The sequence below is a fragment of the Ruminococcus sp. Marseille-P328 genome (assembly GCF_964249465.1).
Classification (GTDB): Bacteria; Bacillota; Clostridia; order Lachnospirales; family Lachnospiraceae; genus Blautia_A; species Blautia_A faecis.
In genome coordinates, this window is record NZ_CAXUBQ010000010.1 from 3521 (window position 1) to 27415 (window position 23895).

The 23895-nt window shown below is 44.5% G+C and carries 16 protein-coding genes, 2 tRNA genes and 1 other RNA gene; 14 read left to right on the forward strand and 5 right to left on the reverse strand.

The annotated features are described in order from the left end of the window. Window positions 1–138 precede the first annotated feature (138 nt). Together ACESTK_RS08595 and ACESTK_RS08600 are read right to left on the reverse strand one after the other, a co-directional pair. A tRNA-Leu gene (locus tag ACESTK_RS08595) sits at window positions 139–223 on the reverse strand. Window positions 224–289: 66 nt separating this feature from the next. Continuing rightward, window positions 290–374 (reverse strand) — tRNA-Leu (locus tag ACESTK_RS08600). 211 nt (window positions 375–585) lie between these two features. On the opposite strand from ACESTK_RS08600, the gene ACESTK_RS08605 reads away from it, so the two are divergent. The 8 genes from ACESTK_RS08605 to rnpB all read left to right on the forward strand — a co-directional run bounded on the left by ACESTK_RS08605 (window position 586) and on the right by rnpB (window position 9460). After that, window positions 586–1596 carry a deoxyguanosinetriphosphate triphosphohydrolase gene (locus tag ACESTK_RS08605; protein ID WP_148462392.1) on the forward strand — a complete coding sequence of 337 codons (1011 nt, stop codon included), beginning with the start codon at window positions 586–588 and terminating at the stop codon, window positions 1594–1596. Window positions 1597–1696: 100 nt separating this feature from the next. Next, window positions 1697–3490, forward strand: a complete 1794-nt coding sequence (gene dnaG, locus ACESTK_RS08610; protein ID WP_173771845.1) for a DNA primase — start codon at window positions 1697–1699, stop codon at window positions 3488–3490. A 38-nt stretch (window positions 3491–3528) separates the two neighbouring features. Further along, window positions 3529–4656, forward strand: coding sequence for an RNA polymerase sigma factor RpoD (gene rpoD / locus ACESTK_RS08615; protein ID WP_118578714.1), 1128 nt, complete (start codon window positions 3529–3531; stop codon window positions 4654–4656). Between the two features lie 10 nt (window positions 4657–4666). Next, window positions 4667–5476 carry a class I SAM-dependent methyltransferase gene (locus ACESTK_RS08620; protein WP_187565638.1) on the forward strand — a complete coding sequence of 270 codons (810 nt, stop codon included), beginning with the start codon at window positions 4667–4669 and terminating at the stop codon, window positions 5474–5476. Beyond that, on the forward strand, window positions 5466–6248 hold the full coding sequence (locus ACESTK_RS08625) for a Nif3-like dinuclear metal center hexameric protein (protein WP_187565637.1): 783 nt from the start codon (window positions 5466–5468) through the stop codon (window positions 6246–6248). Before ACESTK_RS08620 ends, ACESTK_RS08625 begins: the two co-directional genes overlap by 11 nt. A 137-nt stretch (window positions 6249–6385) precedes the next feature. Further along, on the forward strand, window positions 6386–8050 hold the full coding sequence (locus ACESTK_RS08630) for a nucleoside kinase (protein WP_373119513.1): 1665 nt from the start codon (window positions 6386–6388) through the stop codon (window positions 8048–8050). 38 nt (window positions 8051–8088) lie between these two features. Then, window positions 8089–8988 (forward strand): type IV pilin protein, encoded by a 900-nt coding sequence (locus ACESTK_RS08635; RefSeq protein ID WP_373119516.1) that lies wholly within the window; start codon window positions 8089–8091, stop codon window positions 8986–8988. Between the two features lie 120 nt (window positions 8989–9108). Beyond that, window positions 9109–9460: RNase P RNA component class A (gene rnpB, locus ACESTK_RS08640), an RNA gene on the forward strand. A gap of 261 nt (window positions 9461–9721) precedes the next feature. On the opposite strand, the gene ACESTK_RS08645 is transcribed toward rnpB, so the two are convergent. The 3 genes from ACESTK_RS08645 to ACESTK_RS08655 all read right to left on the reverse strand — a co-directional run bounded on the left by ACESTK_RS08645 (window position 9722) and on the right by ACESTK_RS08655 (window position 11599). Then, window positions 9722–10159, reverse strand: a complete 438-nt coding sequence (locus tag ACESTK_RS08645; protein WP_118578704.1) for an aspartate carbamoyltransferase regulatory subunit — start codon at window positions 10157–10159, stop codon at window positions 9722–9724. Then, window positions 10153–11076 (reverse strand): aspartate carbamoyltransferase, encoded by a 924-nt coding sequence (pyrB, locus tag ACESTK_RS08650; protein ID WP_148462381.1) that lies wholly within the window; start codon window positions 11074–11076, stop codon window positions 10153–10155. Before pyrB ends, ACESTK_RS08645 begins: the two co-directional genes overlap by 7 nt. A 133-nt stretch (window positions 11077–11209) precedes the next feature. Then, window positions 11210–11599 carry a hypothetical protein gene (locus tag ACESTK_RS08655; RefSeq protein WP_173716353.1) on the reverse strand — a complete coding sequence of 130 codons (390 nt, stop codon included), beginning with the start codon at window positions 11597–11599 and terminating at the stop codon, window positions 11210–11212. Window positions 11600–11713: 114 nt separating this feature from the next. Here ACESTK_RS08655 and ACESTK_RS08660 point away from each other — a divergent pair, with 114 nt between their 5' ends. The 6 genes from ACESTK_RS08660 (at window position 11714) to ACESTK_RS08685 (ending at window position 23721) form a co-directional block, all read left to right on the forward strand. After that, window positions 11714–13006: a folylpolyglutamate synthase/dihydrofolate synthase family protein gene (locus ACESTK_RS08660; RefSeq protein ID WP_195991651.1), complete on the forward strand. Its 1293-nt coding sequence runs from the start codon at window positions 11714–11716 to the stop codon at window positions 13004–13006. A gap of 129 nt (window positions 13007–13135) precedes the next feature. Continuing rightward, window positions 13136–14266 carry a prephenate dehydratase gene (gene pheA, locus ACESTK_RS08665; protein WP_373119520.1) on the forward strand — a complete coding sequence of 377 codons (1131 nt, stop codon included), beginning with the start codon at window positions 13136–13138 and terminating at the stop codon, window positions 14264–14266. Window positions 14267–14489: 223 nt separating this feature from the next. Continuing rightward, on the forward strand, window positions 14490–15800 hold the full coding sequence (locus ACESTK_RS08670) for an ATP-binding protein (RefSeq protein ID WP_195408958.1): 1311 nt from the start codon (window positions 14490–14492) through the stop codon (window positions 15798–15800). A 68-nt stretch (window positions 15801–15868) separates the two neighbouring features. Continuing rightward, window positions 15869–17404, forward strand: coding sequence for an exopolyphosphatase (locus ACESTK_RS08675; RefSeq protein WP_373119522.1), 1536 nt, complete (start codon window positions 15869–15871; stop codon window positions 17402–17404). A gap of 11 nt (window positions 17405–17415) precedes the next feature. Next, the gene (locus ACESTK_RS08680; RefSeq protein ID WP_373119524.1) at window positions 17416–19575 is read left to right on the forward strand and encodes an RNA degradosome polyphosphate kinase; all 2160 of its coding nucleotides are present in this window, start codon (window positions 17416–17418) and stop codon (window positions 19573–19575) included. Window positions 19576–19767: 192 nt separating this feature from the next. Beyond that, complete coding sequence (locus ACESTK_RS08685; RefSeq protein WP_373119527.1) at window positions 19768–23721, forward strand: Ig-like domain-containing protein; 3954 nt, start codon at window positions 19768–19770, stop codon at window positions 23719–23721. Window positions 23722–23895: the final 174 nt, after the last annotated feature.

Below are 23895 nucleotides of genomic sequence, written 5' to 3' on the forward strand. Positions count from 1 at the left end.
GAACCCACACAAGCGCAATGCTTACAAGATCCTTAGTCTTGCTCGTCTGCCAGTTCCGACACTTCCGCATATCGCATTTCACAGAGATAAAAATCTCTACGCGATCAGATATTAAATTGTAACTACTTACGTAGTACATGCGGAAGATGGGACTTGAACCCACACAAGCGCAATGCTTACAAGATCCTTAGTCTTGCTCGTCTGCCAGTTCCGACACTTCCGCATATCGCATTCATAGAGGAGAAACCTCTGCGCGATAAAATATGAAATTGTGACTATTAAATAGTCATGCGGAAGATGGGACTTGAACCCACACGAGCGCAATGCTCACAAGATCCTTAGTCTTGCTCGTCTGCCAGTTCCGACACTTCCGCATATCGCGTTTCTCGGAGAAAGTTTTCTTTCTCGCTGCGACGGATATTAGTATAACAAAGGGGTATATGATTGTCAACACATTTTTTGAAAAAAATTAAAAATTTTCAAGTTTTTTTTGAAAAAAAGAGGAATTTGAAATTTTGTGTAGAATATAATTAATAGGAGGAAGATTATCGGCGTACCTGTCAGTCTTTGGAGGATAGAAGATATATGAATATCAGAGAAAGCATGGAAGAAAGAGAACTGGAACTGCTGAGTCCTTATGCCGCATACAGTGGACGTTCCAGAGGAAGAGACCGGGAGGAAGAAGAGTGTGACGTCCGGACGGTTTACCAGAGAGACCGGGACAGGATCCTGCATAGCAAAGCTTTTCGCAGGATGAAGGATAAGACTCAGGTTTTTCTGGCTCCGGAAGGAGATCATTACAGGAACCGGCTGACGCACACTCTGGAGGTATCCCAGATCGCACGTACTATAGCTAAGGCACTTCGCCTGAATGAGGATCTTGTGGAGGCGATTGCACTGGGACACGACCTTGGTCACACGCCTTTCGGACATTCAGGAGAGACCGCACTTAATACCGTTCATCCTGAGGGCTTTGCACACTACCGTCAGAGCGTCCGCGTGGTGGAAGTACTGGAGAAGAATGGAGACGGACTGAATCTTACCTGGGAGACAAGAGACGGAATCCTGAATCACCGTACCAGCGGTCATCCGTCCACTTTGGAGGGACAGGTAGTCCGCTTTTCTGATAAGATTGCCTATGTTCATCATGATATGGACGATGCCCAGAGAGCTGGGATCATTACAGAGAATGATATTTCTGCCAGTCTCAGGGAGTTTCTTGGACAGACCACAAGAGAAAGGTTGAATACCTTTGTACATGATGTGATTGAGCACAGCATTGACCAGCCTTCCATTCAGATGTCTGCTCCTGTAGAGCAGGCACTCATGGATCTTCGATCAGAGATGTTCCAGAAAGTATATCTGAATCCCATTGCGAAGCGTGAGGAATCCAAGGCAATCAAAATGCTGACAGAATTATACGCCTATTACATAGATCACCCGGAAGCAATGTCCAGGGAGTACGTTGCTCTTATTGAGAAAAAGGGAGTTCCCAAAGACCGGGCGGTATGTGACTGGCTGTCAGGAATGACGGATCAGTATTCCATGAAGAAATTCAAGGAGATTTTCATACCAAGAGCCTGGGAGGTTTATTAGAACGTGGACAAAACTCTTGCAATGAGATATAATATTTATTTACGCGAAAGATGTCGCATTTTCTTGGATATGCGGCATATCAAATCAAAGGAGGATAAGCATGCGCTATTCCGACGATATCATTGAAGAAGTGCGAATGAAAAATGATATTGTAGACGTGATATCCCAGTATGTAAGACTGACCAGAAGAGGAAGCTCCTATTTTGGTCTGTGTCCTTTTCATAATGAGAAGACCCCTTCCTTTTCCGTAACGCCGTCCAAGCAGATGTATTACTGCTTCGGCTGCGGAGCTGGAGGAAATGTATACAATTTTGTAATGCAATATGAGAATTATTCATTTGGAGAAGCACTTTCCCATCTGGCAGAGCGTGCCGGTGTGGAACTTCCCAAGATCGAATATTCCAAGGAGGCAAGGGCGAAAGCGGAGAAGCGCGCAGCCTTGCTTGAGATCAATAAGAAAGCGGCTCAGTATTTTTATTACCAGCTGCGCCGTGAAGGTGGAAAAAATGCCCACGATTATCTTACAGGCAGAGGTCTCAGCGAAGAGACGATCAGGAAATTTGGTCTGGGGTATTCAGACAAGTACAGTGATGACCTGTATAAATATCTGAAATCCCAGAATTACAGTGATGAACTTCTTCGGGAATCCGGCCTTTTCAATGTGGATGAACGCCAGGGCATGTATGACAAATTCTGGAATCGTGTTATTTTTCCAATCATGGATGTCAATAACAGGGTGATTGGATTTGGCGGGCGAGTGATGGGAGACGGCAAGCCCAAGTACCTGAATTCGCCGGAAACCCGTATTTTTGACAAGAGCCGTAATCTGTACGGATTGAATATAGCCAGAACCACCAGGAAAAATTACCTGATCCTGTGCGAGGGCTACATGGATGTAATCTCCATGCACCAGGCAGGATTTACCAATGCAGTGGCTTCTCTGGGAACGGCGCTTACATCCGGACATGCCAGTCTGGTGAAACGGTATACACAGGAAGTGCTTCTTCTTTACGATAGTGATGAAGCTGGTGTAAAAGCCGCCTTGCGAGCCATTCCCATTCTACGGGAAGCCGGCGTGAATTCCAGAGTGGTGAATTTACGGCCTCACAAGGATCCTGATGAATTTATCAAAGCAGAAGGTGCAGAGGCTTTTGAGAAAAGGCTGGAGGCAGCTACGGACAGCTTTATGTTCCGGGTAAGTATTGCTTCCGGTGATTTTCCTATGGATGAGCCACAGGGACAGAACCGGTTTTTTGAGCGGTGTGCCCAGTATCTTCTGGAACTTTCTGATGAACTGGAGCGGAATCTGTATATTGAAGCAATTGTAAAAGAATACCGCAGATATGGAATCAGTGTGGAAGACCTTCGGAAGCGTGTAAACACCCTTGCTCTGAAGGGTACGCCTGCAGAGAAGCGTATCCAGCCAAAATCCGGCGGCTCTCCAATGAGAAAAAAGGAGAGCGCGGCAGATAAATCCCAGAAGCTGATGCTTACCTGGCTGGTTACCTATCCGGCAATTTTTGATACTGTGGAGAAATATCTTTCTCCTTCAGATTTTGTAGTTCCTCTTTATAAAGAGGTGGCAGAAATGCTCTGGAAGCAGCACGAAGAGGGAGATGTGAATCCGGCCAGACTTCTGAATGCTTTTACAGACAGTGAAGAGCAGAAAGAGGTGGCCTCTCTCTTTAATGCCACGATCCACCTTGAGACAAAGGAGGAACAGCAGAGAGCATTTTCCGATGCTTTGATCCGCATTAAACAGGAGAGTCTGGCGGAGAAAAATAAAAACTGGGATCCTGCAGATATGGGGGCTTTACAGGAGCTTGTAAAGGCCAAGAAGGATCTGGAGGAGCTTGGAAGAAAAAGGCAGCAATTGCATATTTCTTTTGAATAAGGATAAAATATTAACACTATATGGAGGTTAGAGTACCTATGGAAATGAATATGGGCAAATTCAGTGAGAAACTGGTGGGACTTCTGGAGCTTGCAAAAAAGAAGAAAAACGTACTGGAATATCAGGAAATCAGTGATTATTTCAAAGACCAGCCACTGGATGCGGAACAGATGGACAAGATCTTCGATTTCCTTGAGGCAAGTGGGGTAGATGTGCTGCGTATCACAGAGAACAGTGCAGATGACCTTATGCTGGACGATGACATGGATATTGATGGTCTGGACGATGAGGAAGAAGTAGAGCTGGACAAGATCGATCTTTCTGTTCCGGAAGGTGTGAGCATTGAGGATCCGGTTCGTATGTATCTGAAAGAAATTGGTAAAGTTCCGCTTCTTTCAGCAGAAGAAGAAATCGAGCTTGCAAAGAAAATGGAACAGGGCGACGAAAATGCCAAGAAGCGTCTGGCAGAAGCCAACCTTCGTCTTGTTGTCAGCATTGCAAAGCGTTATGTAGGACGTGGAATGCTTTTTCTGGATCTGATTCAGGAAGGTAACCTTGGTCTTATCAAGGCTGTCGAAAAATTTGATTACCGAAAGGGTTACAAGTTCAGTACCTATGCTACCTGGTGGATCCGTCAGGCTATCACAAGAGCTATTGCAGACCAGGCGCGTACCATTCGTATTCCGGTTCATATGGTTGAGACGATCAACAAGCTGATCCGCGTTTCCAGACAGTTACTCCAGGAGCTTGGACGTGAACCTACTCCGGAGGAAATCGCGGAAGAGATGGACATGCCGGTTGACCGCGTGCGTGAGATCCTGAAGATTTCCCAAGAGCCGGTTTCTCTGGAGACCCCTATTGGTGAAGAGGAGGACAGCCATCTTGGAGATTTCATCCAGGATGACAATGTTCCGGTTCCGGCTGATGCTGCAGCATTTACTCTTTTGAAGGAGCAGCTGGTAGAGGTCCTTGGAACTCTGACTGAGAGAGAACAGAAGGTTCTCCGTCTTCGTTTCGGGCTTGATGATGGACGTGCAAGAACACTTGAGGAAGTTGGCAAGGAGTTTAATGTTACCAGAGAGCGTATCCGTCAGATTGAGGCAAAGGCTCTTCGTAAGCTCCGTCACCCAAGCCGCAGCCGCAAGCTGAAGGATTACCTGGATTAAGGAGAGGACTATGCAGTTATCCTTACGACTGTCTGCAATCGCAGACTTGGTGACAGAAGGAAACCGGCTGGTAGATGTGGGATGCGATCATGGATATCTGCCGGTATACCTGATACAGCAGAAAAAAATTCCATCCGCCATTGCAATGGATGTGCGAAAAGGACCCCTTTCCAGGGCGCAGGAACATATCCGGCAGTATGGACTGGAGGAATACATACAGACCCGGCTCTCAGACGGACTTGAAGGCTTGAAAGCCGGAGAGGGTGACACCCTTGTGATCGCAGGTATGGGCGGTCCCCTTATGGAAAGGATTCTCACAGATGGCAGGTCTGTGAGAAATTCTTTCTCTGAGCTGATTTTACAGCCACAGTCCGACATTCCCCATTTTCGCAGATTTATCCAGTCTGAAGGCTGGGAGATCACAGAAGAGAAAATGGTGGAAGAGGATGGGAAATTTTATCCCATGATGCGGGTGGTGCCTGGGGAAAATGTTCACAGCAGTTTGAAACTTAACGTGGATTCTTTCCCAAAAAATACGTCTGTGAAAGCTGCTTCTTCTGAGAACCTACATGCTGATGAATGGGCAGAAATGCCGGAAAATCCAGCTGCTTACACCTTGGAGGAAGCCTTTGGCAAATATCTTCTTCAGGAAAAGAACCAGGTGCTTTACCATTATCTTCAGCGGGAATCCCGGATCCGCTCCCAGATTCTGAACCAATTGGAAACGGCACCGAAGGCAGAGGCAGTTACTGCCCGCATTTTGGAAGTAAAGGAGGAGGCGCAGCTGATCGCTGCTGCGCTGGCAGAATATGAAGGTTAAAGAACTGACAGAATGGCTGGGAGGAAATTTTCCGGCAGCAGTTGCAGAGGACTGGGATAATGTGGGACTTCTTACAGGAGATGACGAGAGTGAGGTAAAACATGTCTTTCTTGCCCTTGATCTTACCGAAACAGTGTTAGACGAGGCTATCCGGGCTGGCGCTGACATGATCGTTACCCATCATCCTATGATCTTTTCCGGTATTAAGAAGATCAATAATCACAGCTTTACAGGACGGAAGATTATCAGTCTGGTGCGCCATGGAATATCTTATTATGCAATGCACACCAACTATGATATTCTGGGAATGGCAGATTTAAGTGCCGGATATCTGGAACTGTCAGATACGAAGGTACTTTGTGCTACCGGGGAAAAAGACGGGGAGCCCATTGGCTTTGGACGTGTGGGAAATCTGCCTTGTGAGATGACTTTAAAGGAGTACGCCCTTCTTGTAAAAAAGAATCTGAAGCTTTCAGATGTGAAAGTGTACGGAAATCTGGAACAGACTGTGAAAACGGCTGCCGTATGTACCGGTTCTGGTAAAAGCATGATCCAGGATGTGCTTGCAGCCGGGGCTGATGTATATGTGACAGGTGATATTGACCATCATACCGGAATTGATACCGTAGCCCAGGGGCTTGCAATCATTGACGCAGGTCATTACGGTACGGAATATATTTTTATGGAAGATATGAAGGAAAGACTGGCAAAAGCGTTTCCGGAGCTTACAGTCAGCTGCGCAAAGGTGAGAAGCCCGTATACGATATTATAAGGGTGAGACTTGTTGTGGATGGGCGAGATGACGTCTGTCTGGAGATAAAATGAGTTGTCAGAATAATATTGTCTGGTTTTGGAAAATGTGATTTATGTTTAGCCTAATTGATCTTTCAGATCAGAAAAGGAGATTTTATGGATCATGCAGTGAAACTTACAATCAATGGGGAAACCAGAGAGTTTCCCATGGGAATTACCTATAAAGAAGTTGTAAAAGAGTACGAAAAGACCAGCCCGGCCCCTGTTATTCTTGTAATTGCAGGAGGCAAGATCTGTGAGCTTCATAAAAAAGCAGAACGGGACGGCGAAGTCCGGCTGGTCACCACAAAAGACAGCATTGGAAATAAAACCTATAAGCGAACTGCATGTCTGGTGCTTTTAAAGGCAATTTACGATCTTGCAGGCAAAGAAAAAGTAGATAAAGTGGTGCTTCATTATTCTGTAGGAAGCGGTTTTTACTTTACTATGGCGGGAGAACAGAAGCTGGATCAGGTATTTCTTGACCAGGTAAAGAAGCGGATGACAGAACTGGTGGAGCAGAAAATCCCGGTGAAGAAACGAAGTGTAGGAACGGATGAAGCAATTGCACTTTTTCATCATCACAGAATGTATGATAAAGAGAAGCTGTTCCGCTATCGCAGGGTTTCCAGGGTGAATATTTACAGCATAGAGAATTTTGAGGACTATTTTTACGGGGCAATGGCTTACGATACCGGTTATGTGCCATATTTTGACCTGAAGCTGTATGATGAAGGCTTTGTGCTGATTCTGCCGGATGCTAAGGCTCCGGATGTGCTTCCGGAATTCCAGCCCCAGGAGAAAATCTTCCAGGTGCAGAAGGATTCTGAAGAGTGGGGCAGAAAGCTGGAAATTTCCACAGTAGGTGAGCTGAATGACCAGATCGTTTCCCAGGGGATACAGAAGATCCTTCTTATGCAGGAGGCAATCCAGGAGTCTGGAATTGCCAGAATTGCAGAGCAGATCGTGAAGGCTGGAAACAAGAAGTTCGTCATGATCGCGGGTCCGTCCTCCTCCGGCAAGACTACCTTTTCCCACAGGCTGTCCATTCAGCTGGCGGCGCACGGAATGAAGCCACATCCCATTGCTGTTGACAATTATTTTGTAAACAGAGAGCATACCCCGCTGGATGAATTCGGGGAAAAGGATTACGAGTGTCTGGAAGCCATTGATGTGGAGCAGTTCAACAAAGATATGCTGGCACTTCTTAATGGAGAGAGAATAGAACTTCCGGTGTTCAACTTCAAGACCGGGCAGAGAGAATATAAAGGCGATTTTCTCCAGCTGGGGAAGGAAGACATCCTTGTTATTGAGGGGATCCACGGTCTGAATGACAAATTAAGCTATGCGCTTCCGAAGGAGAGCAAGTTCAAAATCTATATCAGTGCCCTCACCCAGCTGAATATTGATGAACACAACCGGATTCCTACCACAGACGGCAGACTGATCCGCAGAATCGTCCGGGATGCAAGAACCAGAGGAACCTCTGCCAAGGATACCATTGCAAGGTGGCCATCTGTAAGAAGAGGGGAAGAGAAGAATATTTTTCCATACCAGGAAGAAGCGGATGTTATGTTTAACTCGGCACTGATCTATGAACTGGCATGTCTGAAGGTATACGCAGAGCCTCTTCTCTTCGGAATTTCCAAAGAGGAGCCGGAATATCTGGAGGCAAACAGGCTGCTGAAATTTTTTGATTATTTTGTAGCGGTGCCAAGCGAGGAAGTGCCTAATAATTCCCTGTTAAGAGAATTTATAGGGGGAAGCTGTTTTAACACCTGATGATGCAGATGTGCTTGTAAGAAATTGAGGAGTATTTTATGAAAAAAAGTCGCGAAGGCTTTACATTGGCTGAGCTTTTGATCGTGGTTGCAATTATTGCGGTGCTGGTGGCTGTTGCAATACCTGTTTTCGGAAGTCAGTTGGAAAAAAGCAGGGAAGCAGCAGACCTTGCAAATGTACGCGCTGCTTATGCGAAGGTGCTGACTGAGGCAAACATGGGAATCTATGATAAAGAGGTTACTGTCGATCTGAAACAGAAACAGGATGACTGGCAGTCAGCGGATGTAATTACAATTGGGGGGATCAGCCATTCGGTAAAAGAAGGCGATACGGATAACTGGATTGGAAAACCAGGAGCAGGTGGAACCTGTAAGGTTTCGTTTGACCAGAAAACGGGAACCAAATTTGTGTGGAGCGGGGATGGAACTTCTGCATCAAATAGCTATGACATGAGTGAGAATTTCTTTAAAACTCTGGAAAGCAGTGGCTGTCTGAATTTGGATTTGATAAAGAATAATACGAATTTTGAAATTGATTCGAAAGCGAGTTCTTCAACTTTTGTCCCGGAAATTGAAAAAGTATTGGGCGAACAAAGCCTGCTGAAGAATGGCACATGGGCGTTTCTGGGAAATGGAAAATCAAACAAAGCATCTGAAAGATATTTGTTCTGGACTTCATTTGATACCAATGAGGTGGGAGCTGGTAAGAAGATACCAATATTGATTCAAACAGGAGACGGGAAATATTACGTCTCGGAATCTCAAACGGCCAAGAGACAAAAAGGAAATGTAACATATGTGACAATCTCCGATCACATTAAGGATCAAACGGAGTATAAAAAAGTTATTAATGCCGGGGGTGGTCAAGTGTATAAATCTCTGTCAGAAGCCTATGCTGCATATGAGAAGGTACTTGAAAAGTATAAAGATTTACTCTAGTAATTATTTACCGGGTTACTGCTTACTCCGTTTACAGTAACCTTTACAGGTTATACGGCAGGAAGAAATGAGAAATAGTGCTTTACATCTTAAAGCAATAATGTTAAAATAGCACTTGCGCAAGCAGGCCAGGTGATCGCGGCTGGACAGACGAAAGGGTTCAGACGAGGAAAGTCCGGGCTTCACAGGGCAGGATGCCGGATAACGTCCGGTGGAGGCGACTCCCAGACCAGTGCAACAGAAATAAACCGCCATGGCTTGCCATGGTAAGGGTGGAAAGGCAGTGTAAGAGACTACCGCCGTCCTGGTAACAGGCCGGGCACATGTAAACTCCATTCGAAGCAAGACCGAGCAGAAAGCGATACGGCGGCCCGTCGTGCTTTCAGGTAGGTCGCTTGAGCCTTTCGGCAACGGAAGGCCTAGACAGATGATCACTCAACGACATAACCCGGCTTATCGGTCTGCTTGCGTATTTAAGAATCAAATTGTATGATACATATAATATGATATTTAACCTGAGAAGGTTCAGTTCTGCTGGATTTTCCCAGGTTTTTTTGCTTTATTGGAAATTACTCCGTAATGTTCCGATAAAGCAAAAACGCTTCGCGAGGATGCGACCAGATGGACAGGAAATTTCACCGGAATTTTTTGTTACAAAAAAGTGGAAGCTGTATTCAGCTTCCACAATAAAATATCAATATTGTTATAAAAAACAATGATTTACAGAGATGAATTATTTATTTCTGTGACCGGAATATTTCTCCTCACAATATTTACATCTGTAAACCTCATTCTCCTCATCTGCCAGAACAAACACCTGATCCAGTCCCTGCTCGATGGAAGTGATACAGCGGGGATTCTTACATCTGATCACGTTTACAACCTGCTTCGGAAGACGAAGGTCTTTTTTCTCAACGATCTTCTCATCCTTAATAATATTTACGGTGATATTGTGATCAATGAAACCAAGGATATCCAGATCCAGATCTTCAATCGGGCACTCAACCTTGATGATGTCCTTTTTGCCCATCTTATTGCTCTTTGCGTTCTTGATGATCGCAACAGTACAGTCAAGCTTATCCAGCTTCAGGTCATGATAAATAGTCATAGCCTTGCCGGCTTTGATATGGTCTAATACGAAACCTTCACGAAGTGCTCCAACATTTAACATGGCAGTTCCACCTCCAATAATGTAAGAATCAGGGCCATACGAACATATACACCGTACTGGGCCTGTTTAAAGTATGCAGCTCTCGGATCGCTGTCCACTTCAACAGAAATTTCGTTAACACGAGGAAGCGGATGAAGAATGTACATGTCATCCTTTGCAAGGGAAAGCTTCTGCTTGTCCAGTATGTAGAAATCCTTCATACGAACATAATCTTCCTCATTGAAGAAACGCTCCTTCTGAACACGTGTCATGTAAAGAATGTCAAGCTCCGGAATAGCATCCTCCAGACGTTCTACTTCTAGGAACTCGATGTTGTTCTTTTTCAGTACGTCTTCACGGATATAGCTGGGAATACGAAGCTCTTCCGGAGAGATCAGTACGAATTTAACATTGTTGTAACGAACCAGCGCCTCGATCAGAGAGTGAACGGTACGTCCGAATTTCAGATCTCCGCACAGACCGATGGTAATGTTGTCAAGACGTCCCTTTAAGGAACGGATGGTAAGTAAGTCTGTAAGAGTCTGGGTTGGATGCTGATGACCACCGTCACCGGCATTGATAACAGGAATATTAGAAACCATAGAAGCTACCAGCGGAGCACCTTCTTTGGGATGACGCATAGCACAGATATCTGCATAGCAGGAAACAACACGAATGGTATCGGCAACAGTTTCCCCTTTCGCTGCGGAACTGGAATCTGCAGATGAGAAACCAAGAACCTTACCGCCAAGGTTCATCATAGCAGCTTCAAAACTGAGACGGGTACGGGTACTTGGCTCATAGAAAAGTGTGGCAAGCCGTTTGTCGTCACAGGTATGTGCGTATTTTTTGGGGTTTTTCTCAATATCGCTGGCAAGATCCAGAAGCTTCTCAAGCTCCGGAACACTAAGGTCCAGCGGACTCATTAAGTGTCTCATGATATACCTCCGTTATGAGTGTGTGGTTTTGGGGTAGAGTGTTACGGTTCACGAAAACTCTTTCAAAAAGGTTCTTCTGTGAGTGGTAACGCAAAATCTCTTCGACCTATCATATACTACTTGGAATGATTTTTCAAGAAGATTTTGTAAGTATTTTTTCGAAAAACAATCCTGTGAGAAACCAGACCGGGAGATAGTCCAGACGGATGATTCCTTTGTACTGATGGGGCACTCCGGAATAGTCCCAGGGGCACATGTGAAAAGCCTGCAGGATAGAACCGCTGGTAAATTCTGCCAGGTAAAATCCGGCAGTATAAAGAGAGCCGCGCAGAAGCGCCGGAAGGGTTTTCAGCTTTTTGTATACAGGCAGAATCAGGGATGCACAGCCATAAATGGGAAACATAAGAAGAGAGGTAGTCCCTTTCATGGACGCATCTCCCCGGAGCAGGGAATGGAGCCCGGTCCAGAGAATCTCCAGACACAAGCCGGTAAAACCACAGAAGAGAAAAGGGTATTTTTTCATATGCTTGGTCTCCTTGGGTAAAATGATAAAAATAACATTCCCATTCTTGCTAAATTTATGCTGCAAGGTTATAATGGAGAGAAAAAGATATTTGATAAACGAGGAGCTTTTATTATGAACTATCAGGAATGCCGTGCATATATCGATGATTCGGCGAAATACGGTTCCGTGCTGGGACTTGATAATATGCGTGAAATGCTGGACAGGCTTGGAAATCCTCAGGATGCAGTTCCTTATGTCCACGTAGCCGGAACCAATGGAAAGGGTTCCGTGATTGCTTATTTATACACCACCCTTACCCGGGCAGGCTATAAAGTGGGCAGATACATATCCCCAACTCTTTATTCTTACAGAGAACGTCTTGAGATTGCCGGTGAGAAGATCTCACAGGAAGCTTTTGCAAAGTATGTGACAGAAATTTCCAGGTCAATTGACCAGATGACAGCGGTTGGCATGAATCATCCTACCCCTTTTGAGATTGAGACTGCAGCAGCGTTTTTGTATTTTAAGGAAGAAAATTGTGATCTGGTCCTTCTGGAGACCGGAATGGGCGGCAATCTGGATGCCACCAATATTGTGAAGAATACCAAACTGGCTGTGCTGGTTTCCATCAGCATGGATCATATGTCATTTCTTGGAAATACCCTTGGAGAAATCGCAGAGAAGAAGGCTGGAATTATCAAACCTGGCTGCCGGGTTGTGACCACAAAGCAGAAGCCGGAAGCGGCACAGGTGATTGCAGATACCTGCAACAAGCTTCATGTACCCTGTGTGGTATCTGACCCTGATGAGGCTGTTTTGGAAAAAGAGAGCGTATTCGGTCAGACCTTTTCTTATAAAGGAGAGGAATTTGCAATTTCCCTTGCCGGTGTTTACCAGAAAGAAAATGCAGTGCTGGCATTAAACGCCCTTGAAGAACTGGACAGACTTGGCTGGACTACTACCATGGAACAGCGGAAGGACGGTCTTCTCCACACAAGCTGGAAGGGAAGATTTACGGTTATCAATAAAAAGCCTCTTTTTATTGTAGACGGCGCCCACAATGCCGGAGCAGCCGACAAGATGGCAGAATCTATCCGACACTATTTTAATGGAAAAAAATTGATTTACATTATGGGTGTTTTTGCAGACAAGGAATATAAGATTGTCCTTGAAAAAACAGCCCATTTTGCGGAAAAAATCTATACCATAGAGACACCGGATAATCCCCGTGCACTGCCGGCAGAGGAACTGGCGAAGGCGGCAAGGGTATATAATTCCAGTGCCGAAAGTACAAAGAGCATAAAAGATGCTGTAGAAAAGGCGTTTTCCTGTGCAGGAGATGACGAGAACAGTGTGATTCTGGCATTTGGTTCACTTTCCTTTATTGGAGCGCTTACAGATGCGGTGGAAGAATATGTCGGATAAGTGTCAGGTACTGAAATGGCAGCGTGTTACTGGTCACGGAGCGAACAGTAATGGCAGTACATTGTGGAAATTGAAGTGTGCAGCAGCTGAATTTGCATGATTAAATACAAAAACTGGAGAGAAAACAATATGACAGATTTGCAGGAATGCAGACGAAAAATAGATGAAATTGACAATCAGATGGTGGAACTTTTTGAGAAGCGGATGAAGGTCTGCGAAGAGGTTGCAGAGTATAAGATCCATACCGGAAAGAAAGTGCTGGATCCGGAGAGAGAGCATGCCAAACTGGAAGAAATCAGGAAAAAAGCGCACGGTGAGTTCAACGAACTTGGAGCCCAGGAGCTTTTTCAGCAGATCATGGCCATCAGCAGAAAGCGTCAGTATCAGCTTCTCACCGAATATGGTCCGAAAGAAAAGGAAGACTTCCAAATGGTGGAGCAGCTTCCCAGAAATAATGTGACTGTTGTTTTCCAGGGGGTAGAGGGCGCCTACAGCTATGGAGCCATGCGCGCCTACTTTCAGGAAGACATTAAGAGCTATCATGTGAAGCTGTTCCGGGATGCCATGGAAGAAGTTGCAACAGGAAGAGCAGATTACGCAGTCCTTCCTATTGAAAATTCCACAGCTGGGATTGTGACAGATATTTATGACCTTTTGACAGAATATAATCTGTTTATCGTGGGAGAGCAGATCCTGAAGGTTGAGCATGTGCTGCTTGGCCTGCAGGAGGCTGAGCTTTCCGATATTGCCGGGGTATATTCCCATCCTCAGGGGCTCGCCCAGTGTAAGGAATATCTGGAAGAGCATAGAGATTGGAAAACCACAGCAGTAACCAACACCGCCGCAGCGGCCAAAAAGATCAGCGCAGATCAGGATAAGACTCACGCAGCGATTGCCAGCAGGGCTGCCGGAGAGATTTACAATCTGAAGGTTCTGGCAGAGAATATCTGCAAAAATGACAGCAATGTGACCAGATTTATTATTCTGGCAAAGAAACCGGTTTATGAGAATAACAGCTCCAGGATCAGTGTATGCTTCGAGGCACGTCATGCAAGCGGAACTCTTTACAATGTACTTTCCCATATGATCTATAATGGTCTGAATATGACCAAGATCGAGTCCCGGCCTATTCCGGGAAAAACCTGGGAATACCGTTTCTTCGTGGACTTCGAGGGAAATCTGCGGGACAGCGCGGTAAAGAATGCATTGCGGGGCATGGAAGCAGAGACCAGCTATTTGAAAATTCTGGGCAATTATTAAGATTATAGCTGCGAAGGCAGAGAGTGGCAGCAATTTCATTTATTGTTAAAATTAACCAAAGAATTTAAGAAGATTTTATCTGTTTTTAATATAAGAAAAGTAGAATGAAAAACATTGCAAATGCGAGAGCCTGTATATCCGAAAGTATGCTGCCATGAATTGTGCGGGCAGCAAAAAGGAGAAGAGACACGCAAATGCGCCATGGAATTGAGAGGAAACAAAAATGGCAAGAACAGAAGAATGTATCCTTTACCGCAATTTCGACAACGGTGAGGTACTGGACATAATGACATCACTGATGAACAGCTATGAGGCTGGTGAAGAAGGCTTTGAGAATCGTAAAGAGGAATTTTTCCATATGGCAGGAAGCCTGGTGGAAATGGCAGGAATGTATGGGTTTTCCGGGAATCTGTGGCACACTTATCTGACACAGCTTCTGGTCAATCACGAGAATGCATTCAGTACCGCTTCCGAGATCAGAGGGGCAGTGGAGGGAAGCATTAACCATCTGGCTCTTCATGATTTTGGAATTTTCAAAGAACTTTATGACTTTGATCTTGCTGTTTTTGACAGTGCGTTTGGAACAGACTGTGCTGATTTTCTCTGTAATTATGTGAATACAGGATGCAACAGCAAGGTATACAATCAGCGTATCTGCGACAGAATCTGTGATATGAGCAAAACACTGGCAGAGGCTTCTACAGTGGAAGAGTTTATGGCAGATATGGTGCAGTTCTACAAAGATTTCGGTGTAGGTAAGCTGGGATTGAACAAGGCATTTCGTATTGAGCATGGCAAGGATGGCAAGCCGGTGATCGCACCGATTACCAGAATCGCCCATGTGAATCTGGATGATCTGGTTGGATATGAAATCCCCAAGCAGAAACTGATCGAGAACACGGAGGCTTTTGTAAGAGGAAGAAAGGCCAACAACTGCCTGCTTTTTGGTGATGCAGGAACTGGTAAATCTTCCAGCATCAAAGGTATCCTGAACCGTTATTATGACGAAGGACTTCGCATTATCGAGGTGTACAAGCACCAGTTCCAGGATCTGAATGATGTGATCGCACAGATCAAAAATCGTAATTACAAATTTATTCTTTATATGGATGATCTTTCCTTTGAGGAATTTGAAATCGAATATAAATATCTGAAAGCTGTGATCGAGGGCGGCCTTGAGAAAAAGCCGGACAATATTCTGATCTATGCAACCAGCAACAGACGTCATCTTGTTCGGGAAAAATCCGGGGATAAGCTGGAGGTGGCAGACGATGAAGATCTGCACTCCTCCGATACTGTGCAGGAGAAGCTTTCTCTGGTTTACCGTTTTGGCGTACGTATTTATTTTGGTGCACCGAACAAGAAGGAATTCCAGAATATTGTTACTACACTTGCAGAGCGCTATGGTGTTACAATGCCTGCAGAAGAGCTTCTGATGAAGGCAAACGCCTGGGAGCTTTCTCACGGCGGTCTCACTGGAAGAACGGCGCAGCAGTTTATTGATCATGTTCTGGGAACAAGTGAGGAACAGTAAAAGATTACCAGAGATTATCTGAAATTTATGTCTGGAATGAAATAATCCTTGGCAGGAGGGAAAAACGTATGGCAGTGACCACATTTGCGGCAATTGATATCAGTTCTTATGAGATCACCATGAAAATTTTTGAATTTTCCAAAAAGGGTGGTTTCCGGACTGTGGACGATATCCGGTATCGTCTGAATCTTGGAGTAGGGGTATATTCCGGCGGAACCATGGAAGTGGATAAGGTAGATACTATTTGTGAAGTACTTAACGACTTTAAGAGGATCATGGCAGAGTACGGTGTGAAAGACTACCGCGCCTGTACCACAAGTGTTTTCCGTGAGATGAAGAATCCGCTGATTATCATTGAACAGATTTTCAGAAGAACCGGAATTCATGTGGAGGTTTTAAGCAATGCCGAGCAGCATTTTCTGGGCTATAAATCTATTGCGGCCATTGAGAATGGCTTTAAGAAAATGATCCAGAAAGGAACCGCTATTCTGGATGTGGGCGGTGGAAACCTGCAGATTTCCCTGTTTGACAAAGATGCGCTTGTAACCACCCAGAGCCTGAAAATGGGAAGCGTGCGTATCCGCCAACGTCTGAAGGAGCTGGAGAAAACCAATACGAATTATGCACAGCTGGTGGAGGAGTTTATCCGTAATGACCTGACCGGGTTTAAGCGTCTTTATCTGAAAGACTGCGAGATAAAGAATTTGATCCTTATGGGGGATTTTCTTACTGAGACTATTTTCCGTGAGGAGAGACAGGATAACATTATTACACGGGCTGAATTCGAGAAGCGGTATGAGAATACGGTTTATAAGACCGAGACTTCACTGTCAGAGGAAATGGATATTGATCCGGAGTATGCCGCTTTGATCGTGCCAACTATGGTTATCTGTAAAGATTTTATGGATCTCTTCAATGCAGAAGCGCTTTGGATGCCAGGTGTATCTCTTCTTGATGGTATTGCCTATGATTTCGGGGAAAAGAAGAATTTTATTAAGAGTGCGCACAATTTTGAAAATGATATTCTGGTGGCAGCCAGAAACATTGCCAAACGTTATTCTACTGGAAAGGATCATATTAAGGGTACTACCGACCTTGCCCTGGCGATTTTTGACAGCATGAAGAAAGTGCACGGAATGGGAGACAGAGAGCGTCTGCTTCTTCAGATCGCAGTGCAGCTTCATGACTGTGGCAAATATATCAGTATGGGAGATGTGGCAGAGTGCTCCTATCAGATCATTATGGCTACGGAGATCATCGGACTTTCCACAGAAGAACGTCAGATCATTGCAAATGCGGTGCGCTACAATACTACAGAATTTGTTTATTACAGCGAGATCGCAGGAGAAGTCGGAATGGATCGTTCCGTATATCTTTTGATCGCCAAGCTGACTGCAATCCTTCGTATTGCAAATGCCATGGATCGCAGCCATTATCAGAAGGTAAAGAATATGAAGGCTATGCTGAAGGACAGAACTCTGCTTCTTACAGTTGATTCTGAGCAGGATATCTCCCTAGAGCTTGGACTTCTTATGGATAAAGTCGAATTTTTTGAAGAGGTATTTGGTATCCGTCTGGTATTCAGGCGTAAGAGAAAAGTGTGAGGAGGGGCACAATGGATCTGAAAAATTTTGAAAAAGCGGAGTATTTTGTGAACAGGGAGTTGAGTTGGCTGAAGTTTGACGACCGTGTTCTCTCAGAAGCAAGAGATAAAAGTCTGCCATTGTTTGAAAGACTGAAATTTACCAGCATTGTATCGTCCAATCTGGATGAGTTTTATATGGTTCGTGTGGCTTCCCTGAAGGACCAGGTTCATGCCGGCTATGAGAAAACAGATATTGCAGGAATGGGACCAAAAGAGCAGCTGAAGGAGATCAGTGTCCAGACACATGAACTCGTCCGTTCCCAGTACAGCACTCTGAACCGTTCCCTTCTTCCGGCACTGGAGAAGGTAGGACTTCACCTGGTGATGGAGCATGAGAAATTAAATGAAGAACAGCAGGAGTATGTGGACCGTTATTTCGAGGATAATGTTTATCCGGTTCTTACTCCTATGGCAATGGATTCTTCCAGACCTTTCCCATTGATTCGAAATAAGACATTGAATATTGGCGCCTTGATTTCCAAGAAGGATAAGAAAAAGGGCAAGGATGTACTGGTATTTGCCACTGTTCAGGTGCCATCTGTACTGCCGCGTGTGGTTGTCATTCCATCCGGGAATAAAGAGGACACGACTGTGATCCTTCTCGAGGAGATTATCGAGCGCAATATTGACAAGCTTTTCCTTGGATATGATGTGGTTTGTGCACATCCTTACCGTATTATGAGAAATGCGGATCTTTCCATAGATGAGGATGGGGCGGAGGATCTTCTGGTGGAAATCCAGAAGCAGCTGAAGAAGCGCCAGTGGGGTGAGGTGATCCGCCTGGAAGTGGAAGATAAAACGGACTCCAGACTTCTTGGCATTCTGAAAAAGGAATTTGACATTAAAGAAGAGGATATTTTCTATATTAACGGACCACTGGATCTTACCATGCTGATGAAGGTTTATGGACAGGATGGCTTTGAGCAGTACAAAGAGCCGAAATATACCCCTGCTGTGGTGCCTGCATTTGCAGATACCAGCAAGGATATTTTTCAGGTGATCCGTGAGGGCGATGTATTCTTACACCACCCATATATGAGCTTTGACCCGGTTGTAAATTTTGTACGCCAGGCGGCAAAGGATCCGGATGTGCTGGCGATTAAGCAGACGTTGTACCGTGTCAGCGGAAATTCCCCGATCATTGCAGCACTTGCCCAGGCAGCGGAGAATGGCAAACAGGTTTCGGTTCTGGTAGAGCTGAAGGCACGTTTTGATGAGGAACACAATATTGTGTGGGCGAAAATGCTGGAAAAAGCAGGCTGTCATGTTATTTATGGTCTGGTTGGCCTGAAAACACACAGTAAGATTACTTTGGTGGTTCGCCGTGAGGACACCGGAATCCGCCGTTATGTTCATCTGGCAACTGGTAACTATAACGACTCTACTGCAAAGCTTTATACGGACTGCGGCATTTTTACCTGTGACGAGCGCTTCGGCGAGGATGCAACTGCAGTGTTTAACATGCTTTCCGGATATTCTGAGCCGAAGAACTGGAACCGTCTGATTGTGGCACCAATCTGGATGAAGGATCGATTCCTGAAGCTGATCGAGAGAGAGACAGAGCACGCGAAGAAAGGAATGCCGGCTATGATCGTAGCGAAGATGAACTCTCTTTGTGATCCGAAAATCATTGCAGCTCTTTATCATGCATCCTCCTGTGGCGTGCAGATTTACCTGCTGATCCGAGGCATCTGCTGTCTGAGAGTGGGAATCCCGGGTGTGAGCGAGAATATCCATGTACGTTCCATTGTAGGAAACTTCCTGGAGCACAGCCGTATCTTCTATTTCCACAATAATGGCAGCGATGAGATTTATATGGGAAGTGCGGACTGGATGCCTCGTAATCTGGATCGCCGTGTGGAGATCGTTTTCCCGGTTGAGGACGAGCAGATCAAGAATGAGATCAAGCATGTTCTGGATCTGGAATTCCGTGATAATGTGAAAGCCCATATTCTCCAGCCGGATGGAACCTATGAGAAGCAGGACAAGAGAGGCAAACTTCTGATCAATTCCCAGATGGAATTTTGCAGGGAAGCCACTGAGAAAGCAGAAGCGTTAAAGAAAAAAGAGAAACATGAAAATTCCAGAGTCTTCATCCCGGCAGAACCGGCTGAGGATGTGGAAGAGTAAGAATTTGAAGTGAATTAGGAAAAATAAGGAAAGCCGCTGTATTGTGATGTGAGATTGCAATATGGAGGCTTCCTTCTTTTGTCTGCAAAATTTAACCAAAATGTACTTGAAATAGAAGAAAGAATATTTTATTATTAAATTAGTCCAGTTTATCGCGGTAAACTGGAAAAATTTTAACGAAGGAGGAGCATTATGAGTAAGAAAATGTGGAAAAAGCTTTCTGCACTTTTGCTTATGGTTGTTATGGTGCTGCTTATGAGTCTTTCGGTTCAGGCAGCAGCCGTAAAAATGAATAAGGCAAAAGCAACCCTGTATCCAGGCCAAAAAGTTACACTCAAAGTTACAGGAACCAGCAAAAAAGCAAAATGGTCCAGCTCAAATGCAAAAGTAGCAAAAGTAAGCAAAGGTAAAGTTACCGCAGTGAAAAAAGGTAAGGCTACGATCAAAGCCAAAGTAGGAAAGAAGACCTATACCTGTAAGATTACGGTAAAAGCACCGGCTCTGAGCCAGAAAAAGCTGAACGTAACAGTTGGCTCAAAAGCAACTGTAAAGCTGAATGGAACAAAGATCAAATCTGTATCCAGCAGTAATAAGAAAGTTGCGGCTGTTACCAAAAAAGGTGTGATCACAGGTAAAAAGACAGGAAAATGTACCGTTACATTTAAGGGTGCGAATGGAAAAAGCTACAAATGCACAGTAACTGTCAGCGTAGCACCAACTGCAACCCCGGCACCAACCGCAACTCCAGTGCCAACTGCGACTCCGGCACCAACCGCAACTCCGGCGCCAACTGCAACCCCGGCACCGACTGCGACTCCAGTGCCGACTGCGACACCAGCACCAACTGCAACTCCAACCCCTACTCCAATTACCCGGCAGGTGGTTTCTACTCAGGCTGAACTGAATGCAGCACTTGCTTCACCGAATCCGGATCTGAAAGAAGTAGTAATTGAGCAGAGCGGAGCAAGCAGCTTCGAAATTCCAAAGGAAGACAAGTCTGATTTAACACTTGTAGTAAATGCACCAAACGGCGAAGTTGTCAACAATGGTAATTTCAAAGAAATTGTAATCAAAGCAATTGCATCCAATACCTTTATTGAGAAAGCAACCGGCAACAATATTATATTCCAGGCAGCAACCGGACGAGTGGCAATTGATGAAGGCGCAAGCGCAAATATCGAAATAAACAAAGGTGAGTCCGAAGCACCAAAGCTTGATCTGGTAAATAACGGAACTGTATCCGAACTTACCCTGTCCACAAAGGCAGATGTAAATGTATCCGGCAAAAACACCGCAGCAGCAATCCCTGTTACCAGTACGGCTTCAGCAGGCGGAAGTACTATTTCCACCAGCCAGAACCTGAACCTGAAAGCTGAGAGCAAGGTTGAACTGACTCTGAATGCAGGTGCAGAAAATACAACTGCGACCGTATCAGATGCAGCCAACATTCCAGATGTAAAGGGTCTTGGAAAAGTACCGGTAAAAGATTCTGATTCTGGTAAGATTCTGGATACTGTAGTGGCAGAGAAAGATGAAACTGTAAAAGTTAATAAGGTTTCTGTAAGTGGTAAAGTAGTAACGGCAGAGGACAAAGCACCGTTTGCTGGTGCTTCTGTATACCTGTTAAACTATGCGGCAGGAATCAACAAAGGAAATGTTTCCCAGTACCTGACAGAAGAAAATAAAGTAGCAGATACCGCTGAAAATGGAACATACGCGTTTGAAGCAGAATGGGGAAATTACTGGTTTGTAGTGAAGGCGGAAGGATATCGTACAGTACTTCAGACTGTAGAAATCACAAGTGCTTATGAAAATGCATTCAGCAACGAACAGGTAGAACTTGTTGCAGGTGAAGATGATGCAACTGGTAATATTGAACTTACTCTTGTAGATGCAGCAACCGGAGATGCTATTGATTATGCAGTTGCCCTGGAGATTCGTGAAGGAGCAAATAACGTATCCGGTAACATTTTGAAAGAGATTGCAGTAGAGGCTTCTGCAAACGGAAAATGTGCAATTGAAGAGCTTCCGATTGGCTCCTATACCATTCAGGTAGTATCTGCTGATGCGAAATCTGAAATTGTAGCAGCACCGTTTAGTGTAACTGTAACAGCTGGACAGACTATAACCAAGACTTTCTCTGTTACAAGAATCATCAATGATGACCAGATCCGTTTCGTCTTAAGATGGGGTGATGAAGAGTCTGGTGCACCGTCTGACCTGGATTCCCATCTGGTAGGACCGAGAGCAAAGGGAATCGGAAACTTCCATACTTATTACAGTGATGAGACATACGGAGAATATGATGGCGAAGACAGTTATGTAAAATATGCAGATCTGGATGTAGATGATACGACCTGGGAAGGACCAGAGACAACAACCATTTACAAACAGACCGCAGGAACCTATCGTTTCTACATTTATGATTTTTCAGATCAGTCAGATGAAGAGAGCAAGAATATGTCTGATAAGTCTGGTGCGATTGTTACGGTTTACAGGGGAAGCACCCTTCTGAATACGTTTAGTGTACCGACAGGTCAGTCTGGAAATCTGTGGCATGTATGCGATTATGATTCTGTTACAGGCAGAGTAACCAGTGTTAATACAGTTGGTTACTGGCCAGATGACGGAAGCAGTACTGTTGGTATGTCTGAAGAGGAAGTGTTGAAAGCTTCATTACAGCGGAAAATTGACATGTTAACGGACTATGCAAATGTTCTTGTAGATAATGAATATAAGACAAATATGCTGGCATTGCTTTCTGAGGCTGAGAAATTGAATACTTCAGAAGAAATGAAGGAAATGATTTCAAAATTAGATGACGTGTTAGAGATCATTAATCATTTTGGCTCTATAGAAGAGGTAATGGTTGATGGCGTTTATGCCAATTATTCCAGTCGCAATGAAGGTGAATATGATCTTGAAACAGGCATAACTATATCTGGAAAGAGTGAAACTCTTGGAGAGCTTACTGTTACATTCTGGAGAGGCGACAATGAAAACTTCAATACTCAGATCGAAGATGTAACAGGAGAAGAGTATGTAAAGAGAATTACTGTTACAGATTCTATAAGTGGCGCTGCCAGAATCTGGAAAGTATATTATCAGCTTGATTATAGTGATCTTTTCAGAATTAGTCCGGAAGATATTACAGGTCCTATGGTGACACGTGCAGAGGTTAGTAGTTGGAGTAAAAGTGGAATGATTAACATTTATTTCCTTGAAAATTCCAATCATGACTTTACAATAAAAACTGCTGATAATATTACTTATACGGTAAATACAGATACAGAAGCATATGATTATGATGCAGAAGTCATAATGACATGCGGAGATAAAACGTACAGTTACATTGTAAACTATATTACAGACACAAGGGTTACAACACCTGACCGGATTTACGGTGCAGGAATTCTGCAATATACACTGGACATGGATGAGAAGACGATTACAGTGATGGGAACAGCAGAGAGCCTGCAGGATATGATCGTTGAATCCGATGATGAAAATAAAGTTGCAGAACTTCAAAAAGATGAACAAGGTAACATAATTGGCGTTACAATGACAAATAAGAGGGTTAATGTAACGGAGGTTTATTCTGTTAAGTATCTGAAGTATGAGGCACCTGTTGTTGAGTGCGATAAGGAATACACTGTTTCCCTTGATCGGGATTCCGTTCAGTATTTCACATTTGTACCGGAGAAATCAGGCTATTATGATTTAAGAAATACGAACACTACAAGAGACTCCTGGTATAGTAATGTAGATATTTATGTGTACAGAGATTCAAAGTATGTTGAGCATAATGCTAATGGTTATTTGGAAGATGTTTACCTGGAAGGTGGAGAGACCTATTACTTCGAACTGAGTCAGTATGAAGGTGATAATTTCTCGATTACATTTAAAGTAACATACATATCTGATTATGATGAGGATGAACTTTCCTTACCAGAATCCGATGGCTTCGCCGACGAAACCACAGCAGCCGACACCGAAGCAGCCACATTTGGTGACGAAAGCTTCGTAGAAGAAAGCGAAACTGCTCCAGAAGCGGATGGCTTCACAGCAGAGGGTGGCTTCGAGGAAAGCACAGAAGAAAATGCAGAAGCTGACGCCGATACACTTGCGTTCGAGGATTTTCAGTAAAAAATTAAGATTCTGACTGCCTAAGGTCTGAATCCAGACGCCGCAAGGTTGACGAAAAAAGTCGCTTTGCGGCGTCTTTTTGCACAAAAAGAGAAGGCATAACCCAGGCAGGAATATATTCAAACAACAAAAAAACTTCCGAATCACTTCGGAAGTTTCTAGCAGCCAGAACGA

What these genes read in the sequence shown, in the direction of transcription:
- dnaG (WP_173771845.1), top strand. Translation starts at nt 1,697, where the DNA reads ATGCGCTATTCCGACGATATCATTGAAGAAGTGCGAATGAAAAATGAT.
- ACESTK_RS08680 (WP_373119524.1), top strand. Translation starts at nt 17,416, where the DNA reads ATGGATCTGAAAAATTTTGAAAAAGCGGAGTATTTTGTGAACAGGGAG.
- ACESTK_RS08685 (WP_373119527.1), top strand. Translation starts at nt 19,768, where the DNA reads ATGAGTAAGAAAATGTGGAAAAAGCTTTCTGCACTTTTGCTTATGGTT.
- ACESTK_RS08620 (WP_187565638.1), top strand. Translation starts at nt 4,667, where the DNA reads ATGCAGTTATCCTTACGACTGTCTGCAATCGCAGACTTGGTGACAGAA.
- ACESTK_RS08675 (WP_373119522.1), top strand. Translation starts at nt 15,869, where the DNA reads ATGGCAGTGACCACATTTGCGGCAATTGATATCAGTTCTTATGAGATC.
- ACESTK_RS08660 (WP_195991651.1), top strand. Translation starts at nt 11,714, where the DNA reads ATGAACTATCAGGAATGCCGTGCATATATCGATGATTCGGCGAAATAC.
- pheA (WP_373119520.1), top strand. Translation starts at nt 13,136, where the DNA reads ATGACAGATTTGCAGGAATGCAGACGAAAAATAGATGAAATTGACAAT.
- ACESTK_RS08645 (WP_118578704.1), bottom strand. Translation starts at nt 10,159, where the DNA reads ATGTTAAATGTTGGAGCACTTCGTGAAGGTTTCGTATTAGACCATATC.
- ACESTK_RS08670 (WP_195408958.1), top strand. Translation starts at nt 14,490, where the DNA reads ATGGCAAGAACAGAAGAATGTATCCTTTACCGCAATTTCGACAACGGT.
- ACESTK_RS08630 (WP_373119513.1), top strand. Translation starts at nt 6,386, where the DNA reads ATGGATCATGCAGTGAAACTTACAATCAATGGGGAAACCAGAGAGTTT.
- ACESTK_RS08605 (WP_148462392.1), top strand. Translation starts at nt 586, where the DNA reads ATGAATATCAGAGAAAGCATGGAAGAAAGAGAACTGGAACTGCTGAGT.
- pyrB (WP_148462381.1), bottom strand. Translation starts at nt 11,076, where the DNA reads ATGAGACACTTAATGAGTCCGCTGGACCTTAGTGTTCCGGAGCTTGAG.
- ACESTK_RS08635 (WP_373119516.1), top strand. Translation starts at nt 8,089, where the DNA reads ATGAAAAAAAGTCGCGAAGGCTTTACATTGGCTGAGCTTTTGATCGTG.
- ACESTK_RS08625 (WP_187565637.1), top strand. Translation starts at nt 5,466, where the DNA reads ATGAAGGTTAAAGAACTGACAGAATGGCTGGGAGGAAATTTTCCGGCA.
- rpoD (WP_118578714.1), top strand. Translation starts at nt 3,529, where the DNA reads ATGGAAATGAATATGGGCAAATTCAGTGAGAAACTGGTGGGACTTCTG.
- ACESTK_RS08655 (WP_173716353.1), bottom strand. Translation starts at nt 11,599, where the DNA reads ATGAAAAAATACCCTTTTCTCTTCTGTGGTTTTACCGGCTTGTGTCTG.